Origin of the sequence: Pedobacter suwonensis, assembly GCF_900111825.1 — a bacterium.
In the GTDB taxonomy this organism is placed as follows: Bacteria; Bacteroidota; Bacteroidia; order Sphingobacteriales; family Sphingobacteriaceae; genus Pedobacter; species Pedobacter suwonensis.
The window spans coordinates 45,887-58,914 of sequence record NZ_FOJM01000023.1 but is presented as its reverse complement, the minus strand read 5'-3'; the positions used below and the strand labels follow the sequence as shown (position 1 = coordinate 58,914).

The window sequence follows — 13,028 nt, the reverse complement described above, 5'->3', positions numbered from 1 at the left end:
CTTCGCACAATTCTTGCCTCGGCTCACCGCCGCCGAAGGGCTCTTACTTTTTGGCATCAAAAAGTAACAAAAAATGCCGGCTGAAAATTTTTCTTTCAAAGCCAGTGCTATGGTTAGAACAGTGCAGTCCGAAAAATTTATTAGGCCGGTTTTAAGTAGAACGGTGATACGGTGCTATGGCCTAGCTATACGGAAATGCATGATGTCGCATTCTGCTCATTAATAGGTGATTACAAAATAACGTCAATGGTAGGTACGAAGGATCTTTTGATTGAAAGATTCTTCACCGCGTTCAGAATGACAATGTAGGTTTTTCCCTTCGCTCGGGCTTGCCTCATTATTTTATGTTATCCTGAGCTACAAAGGATGTTTTTATTGAAAGATTTGCTTCGCAGAGCCTACGGGTTCTTCACTGCGTTCAGAAATGACAATTAAAGATTTTCCCGCGAACCCGCTTTTTTATTTCCATACATTTTCCTCAACTTAGCAGCATTAAATACCTATGCCGCCAGAGAAAAGAACACCAATAAACAAAAAACCGGTTACCAGGAAACCTGTCGTTAGGAAACCTGCAACCCGAAAAACCACAGCAGGTAGAAAAAAGAAAGGTGGCATTTCGGTTCAGCTGAAGTTGGTTATTGCAGGTTTATTGTTGGTTTTACTCTCGCCATTTTATTACGGCTATGTATTAAGAAGTTTTGTGGCTACCTGGCGCTGGGTTAAAGATTGGGGACAAGACCCGAATTGCCGAACATACGAAAGTTTTAACATCAGAATCCCTAAAAAATATACCGTTCACGGCATTGATGTTTCTTACTACCAGGGTAAAATAAACTGGCAAAAAGTAAAGGAAATGAAAGAGGATGAAGTGAGTATTCGTTTTGCCTTTATCAAAGCCACAGAAGGATTAGTGATGGTCGATCCCTATTTTCAGCGCAACTGGCGTGAAGCGCCAAAAGCAGGAATTATTTGTGGGGCCTATCATTTTTTCAGACCAAAAAAGGACGGTAAAACGCAGGCCAAATTTTTCTTACAGGTGGTGAATATAGAGAAAGGCGATTTGCCACCTGTTGTGGATATTGAATCTTTAGATGGCGTTTCACCATTGAAAATGAGGGCTGAGCTGTCTGATTTTCTCAACTATGTTGAAGTGAAAACCAAAGTAAGACCGATTATTTACACCGGGCTTAAATTTTATGAAGATTATCTGGTTGATCATTTTGATGATTATCCCTTGTGGATTGCTCATTATTATCAGCCAAAATTAAGGATGGATAAGAGTCGCTGGAAATTCTGGCAGCATTCTGATAAAGCGAAAATTAATGGTATTGGCCATGTGGTTGATTTTAATGCTTTTAATGGTGATAGTTTGGCGTTGGATAGGTTGTTGGTTCGTTAGTTTATTGGTCATTAGTTGATTTGTCATTGGCGCATTCGTGTATCCCGAGTTTATTAGTGCATTACTTAGCATGAATAAATATTGATTTTTTCGCTCTATGCCGCGGGGCATGGTACTTTGTCGCGCCAAAGTACCCAAAGCGCTTCGTCAATCCAGCAATGGGCCTTTTGCTCATAGTCCTAGCACATCAAAAAAACAGCGGCACTTTGTTTTGTTCGTTAGGGGTTAGTGAAAGGCTTTTGCAAACATGAAGCACAAAACTCACTGCGTTTAAGGTTTGGTAATGCTAGTTGTTTTGGTATGCACCTGTTTTTTTGATTGGGCCGGCCCTTGGGATTGACGGGCTTACTTGGGTTAAGGTTTTGGGGTGGTGAAAGGAAGTTGGCAAAGCGCCTAAGATTTATTGTGAATGCTTTTAGCTGTACTCAATAATACTTCACATTCTCTCGCTCCAGAGTGTCTAAAGCACTTCGTCAATCCAGGCAAGTCCCGATTTTTCATCTGGATTGCGATTAACGGACGTAATCGGTAAAACCTCATTATTATTAAAGCAAGCTACCATGATGCCTAAAAATACTTCTAGAACATATTTACACACACCTGGGAGCTTTCGGATAATCAATCTGTTTGAGCGCTGCAATACTGCAGTTAATTCATAGTAAATAGGTGTTAATTTCCGAGATTATTGTTTAAACCGGATAATCGACTCCAAACTCCAAACACCCAGCTCCAAACTACACCCGCCAGCTTTCACATTTCTCCAGAAAAAATTCATCAGCCTCTGCACCGATACCGATTTCTTCCGGAACATCAAGAAAATAGCCGTTGTAGGTTAGTCCGCCAACAACAGGATCAGCCAGGTGGCCCAATAATGCGGTATCTAAATCGAAAAACTCTACATTCGGGCTGGCGTAGGCAAAATGCAGGTTGGCGCTTAATGCAATCCGGCTTTCGAGCATACTGCCAATCATACACTTAACGCCATGTTTTAAGGCTTCTTCATGTATTTTCTGGGCTTCTAAAATGCCGCCTGATTTTGAAAATTTAATGTTTAAGTAAGTGGTAGACTGGCTATTGATCAGTTTTCGGGCATCGTGATGGTTATAGCAGCTTTCATCGGCCATTAATTTAATTGGCGAATTTACATTCAGCTCGGGGAGTTGATCATCATACCAGGTGCGCATGGGCTGTTCGCAGAATTCTATGTTGTATTTTTCCAATTCGCCCAAAGCAAATAAGGCATCATCAAAACTCCAGCCCTGATTGGCATCCAGGCGTAAAATCAAATCTTCGCCCACGGCTTCTCGGATCTGTTTTACCCTCTCTATATCATCATGTACTTTTTTACCGAGCTTGATTTTTAGAATCCGGCAACCCTGACTTTTATATTTCAACGCAGTTGCAGCCATTCCCTCTGGTGTATCGATGCCAATGGTCATGTCGGTTTCTATAGTGCGTTTAGTTCCGCCAAGAAATTTATACAGCGGTAAGTTTGCATTTTTGGCTGCTATATCAAATAATGCCATATCGAAAGCACTTTTTATAGTGGCGTTATGATCTGCATAATCCAATAAATCGTTCATCCGTTCTGGAATTTCCAAAGGATCTTTGCCTTTTAAAATAGCTGCGAAATCCTTTGCCATGGCAATGCAGGTTTCCTGCGTTTCGCCTACAATCATCGGGAAAGCAGAACATTCGCCAATGCCATGGATGCCCGTATCAGTAAAAATGCGGATCAGAACATTCTGTGCGAAATGCATGGTTCCGGTGGCGATAACAAAAGGCTCCATGGGGATGCTGAAGCGGTATATTTCGGTATGGGTGATTTTCATGGGTTTGAGGTTGAGGATTGAAGGTGTAAGGTATAAGGTATAGGGTGGAAGGTTGAGTGTATAGGGTTTGCGAAATGGGATAAAAGCCGATAATGTGTCCAACTCAATTCTTGACGCATTGCGTCAAGAATTGGAAAGGCAAGGTAAAACTTCCTAATATTTGTTAGATTAGTATAATCAAAACCTTTCCCAAACTCCAATGTTAATTGGTTTGAAAGATTTTTTAATGTTGCTTTCCCATAATCTGCACGTAATTTTCCCTGCTGCTCATCTTCAATAATAAGCTTTCCGATTTGCCAATAAGATTCGAGTAATGCCGAATTTGCTTCACGGAATACTTTTAAGCGAGATTGATTAATGATCTCTTTTATGGCATTAAATAAATCATTTTTGCTCAATTCCATTCCTCCAGATAGATTTCCAACTAAAGTATAAAAACAAAAACTAAATAGGAACAGGTTTGTAGATTATTAATAGATTTACGCCTCGAAATAAATTCCATTTTCCTTCTTACATTTTACATAACCTGTCATGTCAGATACCAATAATTTAATCAACGCTTCCTCACCTTATTTGCTTCAACATGCGCACAACCCGGTTGATTGGTACGAATGGGGAGCGGAGGCATTAGAAAAAGCCAAAGCCGAAAACAAACTGATTTTGGTGAGTATTGGTTATTCTGCCTGCCATTGGTGCCATGTAATGGAGCGCGAAAGTTTCGAAAACCATGAGGTAGCCGAAGTAATGAACAGGCATTTTGTGTGCATTAAAGTTGACAGGGAGGAACGCCCGGATATTGACCAGATTTATATGTACGCCATCCAACTCATGACTGGTAGCGGCGGCTGGCCTTTAAACTGTATATGTTTGCCCGATCAGCGCCCCATTTATGGTGGAACTTATTTCCGTAAAAACGATTGGATTAATATTCTTGAAAATGTGGCTGCGCTTTGGGCTAACGAACCCGATAAAGCTATTCAATATGCTGAGCGCTTAACTTCGGGCATTAAAGACAGCGAAAAGATCATTGCTGCGGTAACTACAGAAGAATATACCCAGGCGCATTTAACTGAAATTATTGATCCCTGGAAACGACATTTTGATATAGCTTATGGCGGTTATAACCGCGCACCCAAATTCCCTTTGCCCAATAACTGGGTGTTTTTATTGCGTTATGGCTTTTTAAAAGATGATGAATCTGTTTTTACAGCAGTTTGCCATACGCTCGAAGAAATGAGCAGGGGAGGAATTTATGATCAGATTGGGGGTGGCTTTGCCCGCTATTCGGTTGATGATAAATGGCATGTGCCGCATTTCGAGAAGATGCTTTATGATAATGCACAGTTGATCAGTTTATATGCCGAAGCTTACCAATGCACCAAATTCGATTCTTTTAAACAGACTGTTGTAGAAACCATTAATTGGGTGTTTGATGAAATGACTTCTACCGATGGCTTATTTTACTCCGCACTGGATGCAGATAGCGAAGGTGTTGAGGGCAAGTTTTATGTTTGGGATAAAGCAGAATTTGACCAGGTATTGGGAGCAGATGCTCAATTGATCGGTGCTTATTATAATATTACCGAAGAAGGTAACTGGGAAGAGGAACAGACCAATATTTTACGCAAAACCGTCAGCGATGACGATCTGCTTGCTCAATTTGATATTTCTGCGGAGGTATTATACGATAAAGTAAATTCAGCTAAGGAAAAATTATTGGCTGTCCGCAATAAAAGAATCAGGCCGGGATTGGATGATAAATGTTTAACCGCCTGGAATGGCATGATGATTAAAGCCTTGGCTGACGCAGCAGCAGTATTGAATCATCAGGCTTATTATGAAAAGGCCTCAACTGCCGCCAGCTTTATTTTAAAGCATTTAAAATCAGAGAATGGCGGTTTATACCGTAACTATAAAAACGGAAAGGCTTCTATTACAGGTTTCCTGGATGATTATGCCTTTTTTATCGAAGCACTGATTGCCCTTTACGAAGCTGATTTTGATGAAAAATGGTTGGAAGACGCAAAAGCATTGACGGATTATGTGATGGCTAATTTTACAGATCCGGAGTCGCCGATGTTTTTCTATACCTCTGCAGAAAGCGAAGATTTAATTGCCCGTAAACATGAGGTAATGGATAATGTAATCCCTGCTTCGAACTCTGCCATGGCACAGAATTTAAAGAAATTAGGGCTCCTTTTTGATATAGAAGCTTATGCAGAAAAAGCTTCGGCAATGCTTGCTGCAGTTCAGCCGAAGATTAAAACCTATGGCTCTGCTTACTCCAACTGGGCCAATCAGTTATTGAATGAAATTTATGGCATAAACGAAATTGCCATTACCGGATTGGAAACCGAAGCGGTTAAATTGGAATTGAGCGGGCATTATATTCCAAATAAAATTACATTGGGTGGAACAAAAAGTAACTTGCCACTGTTAAAAGGTAAGCAAAGCAATGAAACAAAAGTTTATATTTGCCGAAATAAAGTATGCCAGTTGCCGGTTAACACTGTTGAGGAAGCATTATTGTATGTACAATAAATAAATTTAAATGAATATTTCACCAAACTCTGTAGTAGCGTTAACTTACGAATTACATACTACTAACGAAGAAGGACAACAAGTTTTTGTAGAAAAAGCTGACGAACAAAATCCTTTAGTATTTTTATATGGCGTTGGCATGATGTTGCCTAAATTTGAAGAGCATTTAACTGGTTTAAAAACTGGTGATGAATATTCATTTGAACTATCTGCAGCAGATGGTTATGGTGATATTGATCCGGGTGCTTTTGCCGATCTGCCAAAAACCATGTTTACCGAAGCTGGTGGCGAATTACCAAATGTTGGTGATGTGATTCCATTGCAGGATAACAATGGTAACCAATTTAGAGCAGGTGTTACTGCTGTACACGACGAAACGATCTCTGTAGATTTAAACCACCCAATGGCTGGTAAAAATTTAATGTTTAGCGGTGTGATTTTAAACGTACGTGAAGCTACGCAAGATGAGTTGGCTCATGGCCATGCACATGGTGCGGATGGACATTCAGGTCACTAGTTAATATAAACGATTTTAAAGAAGTCGAGTTTTAAATAGCAGCTTTGCCGTTTAAACTCGACTTCTTTCATGAATAGCCATTTTTAATCCTGAAAGACCTCTTCCAAAACGAGTTTAAGGCCGGGTATAATGGATGTGGTCACCTCTTCACCCTCGGTAAGCATTTTTGTAGGCTGAAACTTGCCGTTTTCATCCAAAATATACCTGAAAAACGTTTTGTGCGTAGGACTTACAATCCAGTATTCTTTTACCCCGGCTTCTTCGTAAACCTCATATTTGTTGATCAGTTCCTTTTTATTATTCCCGGGCGATAAAATCTCGACCACAATGTCTGGTGCACCAATACAGCCACGCTGATCTAATTTAGCCGGATCACAAACCACCACGATATCAGGTTGCACTACGGTGAAAATTTCTTTGTCATCCTGCATTTTCTTGGCTAAACGCACATCAAAAGGTGCTGAATAAACACGGCAGGATTTCCCTTTGAGCGCATTATATATTGGAACGAAAATGTTGCCTGAAATACCCTGGTGAATTCGAGAGGGGGCAGGGCTCATTTTAAATAAGTGTCCTTTAATAAGTTCCAGCCGCTCTTCAAATTCGAAGCGCATATAATCTGCATAACTGTACAAAGCAGAAAAATCAACCTCATTAAGTGTTTTGTACGCAGGTTGTTCGTCTTCAGTTAGGTAAGGTTTAATATTTTTCATACATTAATCTCTAAATACCTCATCCAGTACCAGTTTAAAGCCAGGTATAATCTTGGTAGTCACCTCTTCACCCTCGGTAAGCATTTTTGTAGGCTTAAATTTGCCGTTTTCATCGAGGATATACCTGAAAAATGTTCTATGTGTAGGACTTACAATCCAATATTCTTTTACGCCAGCCTCTTCGTAAACCTCGTATTTATTGATTAGTTCTTTTTTATTATTTCCAGGCGATAAAATCTCGACCACGATATCCGGAGCGCCAATGCAGCCACGTTCATCTAATTTAGTTAAATCGCAAATCACCACTAGATCAGGTTGCACTACGGTAAAAACTTCTTTATCATCCTGCGTTTTTTTGGCTAAACGAACATCAAAAGGTGCTGAATAAACTTCGCATTGATGACCATTTAACGCATTGTAAATAGGATTGAAAATCCTTCCGGATATTTTTTGATGCATCCTGGAAGGGGCAGGGCTCATCCGGAAAATGTAACCTTTGATAATTTCTAGGCGCTCTTCAAATTCGAAACGCATATAATCTGCATAGCTATAAATAGCAGAAAAATCTATCTCGTTAAGGGTTTTAATCGGAGGTAGTTCTTCTTCTGTGGGGTAGGATTTGATGTTTTTCATATATAAGGCGTTTAACCAAATATACTAAATATCTTAGTTTTTTAGAAATCGATTTTTAACCGCAATCCACCATTCGTCAGGTTAAGGTTTTCTTTTGAGAAAGTTTTCATGGGCAACCTCAAAAAGGGCTCAATAGCAATATTATTCTTTTTCGAGATTTTCTGCTTATAACCTAAAGAGAAATTATAAAATCCGATGTATTTATCAGGATCGATATTCGCTTCGGGTTGCGGCTCGACCTTTTTTTCTTGTACAATCATGGTTTTAGAATCTGCGTAACCATTTACCGCGGGAGCAGAAAAACTTTGAACCTGATTGACTATATAACTATTTTGCTGCGAGTTATTTAACACGGCAAGGGCAGAAACTCCAACATTGGTATAAAGTTTATCACTGATGTTGTATTTTAATTCTAAAGGCACATTAATTCCACGCACTTTGGCATCAACCGAAGCTAAATTTTTACCTGATAAGGTTTGTGGCGCAGTGGCATTTAATGATTCTGTGGTGCTGATCGAAGCATAAGATACTCCAGAACTTATTGATAATTTATTGGCGATGGCATACGATAAAGAAAACCCATAATTCATGGTTACTTTATTGTCGTTACCCATAGCCGGGGCAACGTATACATCTGGTTGCCATTTGGAGTTACCACCCGATTTATCGGCAGGTTTTTGTTGGTTTACATAACTATCATGAGCCAGTAGTTTTTCAAAATCTGTTGGCGTACCGATGGGTTGTGTTTTCTTTTCCGTTAAGATTTCAAATGGTTTTGATTTTAAACCTGAAAGATTTATCGCAGATAGTTTATTCTCCAAAAGGTTATGATTAACTTGATCTAACGTTTCAGATGCATTTAAAAGCGAATAATTGTTTTGCTGTTCTGTTGAAGGTTTTGCAATTGATGAAGTTTGAATGGGGCGACCAGTTATTAAATTGGTTGAGGGATTAGTATTGTTATTTAACTGCGCCAAATCATTTTTAGAATGAGTGTCGGTATGCCCGCCATCAGCAGCATCGCTTTTAACTTTAGGCTTAGTGATGACAACCATTTGTTTTTGAGCCGTGTTGTTTAATGTAAAAAATACACCTGCAACAATAAAAATCAGGGCAGCAGCAGCCCATAAAGGCCAGAAAGCGATGCCTCTTTTCTTTTTTTCTTTCTCCGAAAAGCGCTCCCATGCACCATTAGAATAAGCTTCCTCATGGTTTTGGAGTTGCGCGGTGATCTGCTCAATTAATTCCTTATCCATTTTTTTCGTATGAGTTGACCATGGTATTTAGGTAAAGGGTACGTAACTTATTTTTAGAACGGGTAAGGTAAACACGACTGGAACTTTCAGGAATGTTTAACATCTTCGAAATCTCATCATGAGCGAAGCCTTCAATTTCATATAAGTTAAATACCAGTCTCTGCGTATCTGGTAAGTGATTTAGTAAATTTAAAATATCGTTAACGTGTAATTCAGAGGCAACAGATACCTGTGTAACCGGATGTTCACTTTCTGCTAGATCATCAACATAAAACTGGACTTTGGTACTTCGGATCTTATCTATCGCTGTCCGCGAAGCAATTTGCGCAATCCATCCTTTAAACGATCTTTGTAATTCTTCCGGATTTTTTGGCGCCTTGAAGCCACCAACGTGTTTGAAAATCTTGATAAAACTGTCATTTACAAGCTCTTCACTATCCGAAGGGTTTTTGGTATACCTTAAAATTATGCCCATTAAATAGCCATAAAATGATTTATACATCATTTCTTTACAGCTATTGTCGTTTTTTACACAGCCTTTTAAAATTTCCTCAAAACTGAGTATTTTTTTGATCACCGTTGTAAGGGACTATTTATAAAAGGTTTATCATGGTTAACTGATGGCAAATTTAAGAAAATAACACCACCCAATTTTTGAGTGGTGTTCATTTTCGTTTTCACAGGTAGAGTGAATATTTTTATTTGTTTGTCATCACTGATAAGCCAACGCCCGTGCTATCAGTTTTGCTCGATAAGCCTTTAGCCCATATGGTATAAATTTTACCTTTTTCGATTTTAACCGCCGGCAAGCTAACTTTAACCGCTCCACCTTGTTTCAATTGAAAAGTATAACTGTCATTAGGTGCAATGTTGCTAAAAGTGGTAAACTCTTTAAATGCTTTTGCCGTAAACAATGGTGCATCTGTACCGGCAATGGCTAAATCAAATGGCGCAGACCCAGGGCTTAAGTTTACAAAACGAACTTTGGCCTTATCGGTTTCAGGTGCTTTCAAATCATCCTCAAGGATTAAAAGTTTGGTTGATTTTAAAGTATCCACTACGAAGACCGAATAAAATGATCCCGATTTTAAGGTTGCATTCGCGGTAGTTAAATATTTTAAGGTATCCTTTTTGGCAACCCCCACTAACCTGATGCCTGGATAAGCCGCATAGTAACCAAGATCTTTTGTATAAGTAAAGCTGTTTATTTTTTGGTTATCCAAAATAAAATCAAGTGCACCCGTTCCCGGCGATGCATGCACAAAGCCAATACCGGCAGCTTCTATCGGATCGTTGTTAAAATCCTTCTTGCAGGCTGTTATCGTTAAAGTAATCGCAAGGAGAGAGAGTATAATTTTTGTAGCAGTGCTAAAATTTTTTAAATCCGTTTTCATTTTAATGTTTAAATCAATTTCTGAACAAAATTGGTTAATGGCCATTAACGCTTTTTCTTGTAAAACGATTAAGGGAATGAAAACGCTACAGTTAAAATTATTTTTTTATAAATATTGGGTTTGCGAAAGAATTTTGACTTAATCGACGGTTACATCACCGTTAACAATTAATTTGCTTTTTACCGCTCTACCATTCACTTTGGCAGGCACGAAAGCAAGATCATCGGGATGAAACTTAGCAAGGTTAATAATTTCAGTTTTGTTGAAGGATGGAGAAATAATCTTTACTTCATAATTAAGTAGCTGACCGCTATCGCTAACAGTAAAGATGTAGTTTAATTGGTGAGATCCCCTAATATATTTTAAGTCATTTGGAATACGAAAGCGCTTTGTTAGAAAGTATATTCCATATAAATACCCACCAATTTTTGCCGGATAAGTAACTTTATCGCCATCTTTTAGCGAATCGATTTCGTATGTTACCTCTTTAATTGGTGCGTTGTATTCTAACTTTTTAGTTGAATAATTATATATCTGTTGAAGTGTGTCTAACGGACAAAAAAAATGCCAGCGACCTATTCGTTCATTATTTTTATACATGCCTGTGGCAAACTTCTTTTTACCTGCAAGTATGGTCGCTATGCCATTCTTGATTCCCCTTTGTGATTTTAACTCGGTAGAATGCTCAATAAAACCTCCGCGTACATAGCGGTAATGCGTGTGTGTAGAGTCTGTTTTTTGGGCTACAACAGTAAAAGAAATGAAATAGAGAAGGACGGAGAGAAGCGTTTTCATAATTTAAATTGGTTATATAAAGAAAAAGAGTTTTGATATCATTTCAAAACTCTTTTTCGTTTTATTTACGAGTACATTTCTTCGCGGAGTTTCGCAACGTCCGCATTGTTAATGTATTCATCGTAAGTCATTAACTTATCAATAGTACCTTTTGGTGTAATTTCGATGATCCTGTTGGCAACAGTTTCTGTCAACTGGTGATCTCGTGAGGTAAATAATATGGTTCCCTTAAAATCTTTCATACCATTGTTTAAGGCCTCAATCGATTCTAAATCCAGGTGGTTGGTCGGCTCATCAAACATCAGTAAGTTGGCCTGTTGCAACATCATTCTCGAAAACATACAACGCATTTTCTCACCTCCTGATAATACTTTAACGTTTTTCAATACTTCCTCGCCCGAGAATAACATACGGCCTAAAAAGCTGCGAACAAATTGCTCATCTGCATCCGTACCGGAATACTCACGCAACCAGTCTACCAGGTTTTCGTCTTTACCAGCAAAATATTCAGTATTATCATTTGGGATATCTGCAGTGCTAATGGTAACGCCCCATTTAAATTCACCTTTATGATCGGTATCTCTACCCGTCAAAACATCGTAAAATGCGGCGGTAGCTAAACTGTTTTGAGATAAAATAGCAATTTTATCGCCCTTGTTTACCATAAAGGTAACTTTATCGAACAATATCCCGTCATTTCCGCTTTTACCAAGGTTTTCTACCTGTAAAATCTGGTCGCCAGCCTCACGACCGGTATTGTTGAATATAATGGCCGGATATTTTCTGCTCGAGGCTTTGATTTCGGTGATATCAATCTTATCTAAAGCTTTCTTACGGGAAGTAGCCTGTTTAGATTTAGAAGCGTTGGCACTGAACCTGCGGATAAATTCCTGAAGTTCCTTCACCTTATCTTCCATTTTCTTGTTCTGGTCGCTGCGCTGTTTTAGGGCCAGCTGACTTGATTCGTACCAGAAAGTATAGTTACCGGTATAGATACTCATCTTAGCAAAGTCGATATCTACAATGTGCGTACAAACCGCATCTAAAAAGTGCCTGTCGTGCGATACCACCAATACAATATTCTGGTAATCTGCCAGGAAGTTTTCCAACCAGGCAATGGTTTCGATGTCCAAATCGTTGGTTGGCTCATCCAGTAACAAAATATCCGGATTACCAAACAGGGCCTGTGCCAATAACACCCTTACTTTTTGTGTGTTATCCAGCTCCTTTAGCAATTTATAGTGATTATCTTCGGTAATGCCCAAATTGCTTAACATGGTTGCTGCGTTGCTTTCCATGTTCCAGCCATCCATTTCTGCAAAAAGATTTTCAAGCTCTCCGGCGCGTTCGCCATCCTTTTCAGAAAAATCTTCTTTCATATAAATGGCATCTTTCTCTTTCATGATGGCATAAAGTTCTTTATGACCGATCATTACGGTTTCCAATACCGAAAACTCATCAAATTCGTAGTGATTTTGTTTTAAAACCGCCATTCTTTCGCCTGGGGTAAAAGCTACGCTACCAGAGGTTTGACTCACTTCTCCTGATAAAATTTTAAGGAAAGTAGATTTACCTGCACCGTTAGCCCCAATTACGCCATAGCAGTTGCCCTGGGTAAATTTGAGGTTAACATCTTCAAATAATGTGCGTTTGCCGTACCGTAACGATAAATTAGAAACTGAAATCATGCTATAATTGAAATAAGCCGCAAAGATACGCAAAAAGGTTGAGGGTAGGAAGGCATTTGCTTGTTGTAAAGTTCGAATGTTGTAAAGTTGAATGTTGTAATGTTGAAAAGTTAAAGGTTTGAATGTTGTTTTTAGGAAACGAAGGGTTCTGTTCTTTGTAGCCAGAAGCAGTCCCGTTATCCGCTTTACTGCGTTGCACTCCGTGTTCGCTGCTACCGGGTTTATTTTACAAAGGGGTAGAAGCTTTTGGCCAATGGCTT

General features: G+C 39.1%; 12 protein-coding genes. 3 read left to right on the top strand and 9 right to left on the bottom strand.

Annotated features, from left to right (window positions below; genetic code table 11):
• Positions 1 to 502: 502 nt before the first annotated feature.
• Positions 503 to 1,399: a glycoside hydrolase family 25 protein gene (locus tag BM107_RS23140; RefSeq protein WP_090987815.1), complete on the top strand. Its 897-nt coding sequence runs from the start codon at positions 503 to 505 to the stop codon at positions 1,397 to 1,399.
• Positions 1,400 to 2,133: 734 nt separating this feature from the next.
• On the opposite strand, the gene BM107_RS23135 is transcribed toward BM107_RS23140, so the two are convergent.
• Together BM107_RS23135 and BM107_RS23130 are read right to left on the bottom strand one after the other, a co-directional pair.
• Positions 2,134 to 3,231, bottom strand: coding sequence for a mandelate racemase/muconate lactonizing enzyme family protein (locus BM107_RS23135; protein WP_090987813.1), 1,098 nt, complete (start codon positions 3,229 to 3,231; stop codon positions 2,134 to 2,136).
• Positions 3,228 to 3,635, bottom strand: a complete 408-nt coding sequence (locus BM107_RS23130) for a DUF1016 N-terminal domain-containing protein (RefSeq protein WP_090987811.1) — start codon at positions 3,633 to 3,635, stop codon at positions 3,228 to 3,230. Before BM107_RS23130 ends, BM107_RS23135 begins: the two co-directional genes overlap by 4 nt.
• Positions 3,636 to 3,762: 127 nt before the next feature.
• On the opposite strand from BM107_RS23130, the gene BM107_RS23125 reads away from it, so the two are divergent.
• A complete protein-coding gene (locus tag BM107_RS23125; RefSeq protein WP_090987809.1) occupies positions 3,763 to 5,772 on the top strand; it encodes a thioredoxin domain-containing protein in 2,010 nt (669 codons plus the stop codon).
• A 10-nt stretch (positions 5,773 to 5,782) separates the two neighbouring features.
• Entirely contained in the window at positions 5,783 to 6,289 is a 507-nt protein-coding gene (locus BM107_RS23120; RefSeq protein WP_090987807.1) for an FKBP-type peptidyl-prolyl cis-trans isomerase, read from the top strand.
• Between the two features lie 83 nt (positions 6,290 to 6,372).
• On the opposite strand, the gene BM107_RS23115 is transcribed toward BM107_RS23120, so the two are convergent.
• From BM107_RS23115 to BM107_RS23085, 7 genes are all read right to left on the bottom strand, one after another.
• Entirely contained in the window at positions 6,373 to 7,002 is a 630-nt protein-coding gene (locus BM107_RS23115; protein ID WP_090987805.1) for a Uma2 family endonuclease, read from the bottom strand.
• Between the two features lie 3 nt (positions 7,003 to 7,005).
• On the bottom strand, positions 7,006 to 7,635 hold the full coding sequence (locus BM107_RS23110; protein WP_090987803.1) for a Uma2 family endonuclease: 630 nt from the start codon (positions 7,633 to 7,635) through the stop codon (positions 7,006 to 7,008).
• Between the two features lie 41 nt (positions 7,636 to 7,676).
• A complete protein-coding gene (locus BM107_RS23105) occupies positions 7,677 to 8,891 on the bottom strand; it encodes an outer membrane beta-barrel protein (RefSeq protein ID WP_090987801.1) in 1,215 nt (404 codons plus the stop codon).
• A complete protein-coding gene (locus BM107_RS23100) occupies positions 8,884 to 9,468 on the bottom strand; it encodes an RNA polymerase sigma factor (protein WP_090504850.1) in 585 nt (194 codons plus the stop codon). Before BM107_RS23100 ends, BM107_RS23105 begins: the two co-directional genes overlap by 8 nt.
• A gap of 121 nt (positions 9,469 to 9,589) precedes the next feature.
• A complete protein-coding gene (locus BM107_RS23095) occupies positions 9,590 to 10,285 on the bottom strand; it encodes a DUF4397 domain-containing protein (protein ID WP_159435307.1) in 696 nt (231 codons plus the stop codon).
• Between the two features lie 138 nt (positions 10,286 to 10,423).
• A complete protein-coding gene (locus tag BM107_RS23090) occupies positions 10,424 to 11,080 on the bottom strand; it encodes a hypothetical protein (RefSeq protein ID WP_090987797.1) in 657 nt (218 codons plus the stop codon).
• A 65-nt stretch (positions 11,081 to 11,145) separates the two neighbouring features.
• The gene (locus BM107_RS23085; RefSeq protein WP_090987794.1) at positions 11,146 to 12,768 is read right to left on the bottom strand and encodes an ABC-F family ATP-binding cassette domain-containing protein; all 1,623 of its coding nucleotides are present in this window, start codon (positions 12,766 to 12,768) and stop codon (positions 11,146 to 11,148) included.
• Between the last annotated feature and the right edge of the window lie 260 nt (positions 12,769 to 13,028).

Bases quoted from the DNA above. Each gene is read 5' to 3' on its own strand.
- BM107_RS23140 (WP_090987815.1), top strand. From the start codon at position 503: ATGCCGCCAGAGAAAAGAACACCAATAAACAAAAAACCGGTTACCAGG.
- BM107_RS23135 (WP_090987813.1), bottom strand. From the start codon at position 3,231: ATGAAAATCACCCATACCGAAATATACCGCTTCAGCATCCCCATGGAG.
- BM107_RS23130 (WP_090987811.1), bottom strand. From the start codon at position 3,635: ATGGAATTGAGCAAAAATGATTTATTTAATGCCATAAAAGAGATCATT.
- BM107_RS23125 (WP_090987809.1), top strand. From the start codon at position 3,763: ATGTCAGATACCAATAATTTAATCAACGCTTCCTCACCTTATTTGCTT.
- BM107_RS23120 (WP_090987807.1), top strand. From the start codon at position 5,783: ATGAATATTTCACCAAACTCTGTAGTAGCGTTAACTTACGAATTACAT.
- BM107_RS23115 (WP_090987805.1), bottom strand. From the start codon at position 7,002: ATGAAAAATATTAAACCTTACCTAACTGAAGACGAACAACCTGCGTAC.
- BM107_RS23110 (WP_090987803.1), bottom strand. From the start codon at position 7,635: ATGAAAAACATCAAATCCTACCCCACAGAAGAAGAACTACCTCCGATT.
- BM107_RS23105 (WP_090987801.1), bottom strand. From the start codon at position 8,891: ATGGATAAGGAATTAATTGAGCAGATCACCGCGCAACTCCAAAACCAT.
- BM107_RS23095 (WP_159435307.1), bottom strand. From the start codon at position 10,285: ATGAAAACGGATTTAAAAAATTTTAGCACTGCTACAAAAATTATACTC.
- BM107_RS23090 (WP_090987797.1), bottom strand. From the start codon at position 11,080: ATGAAAACGCTTCTCTCCGTCCTTCTCTATTTCATTTCTTTTACTGTT.
- BM107_RS23085 (WP_090987794.1), bottom strand. From the start codon at position 12,768: ATGATTTCAGTTTCTAATTTATCGTTACGGTACGGCAAACGCACATTA.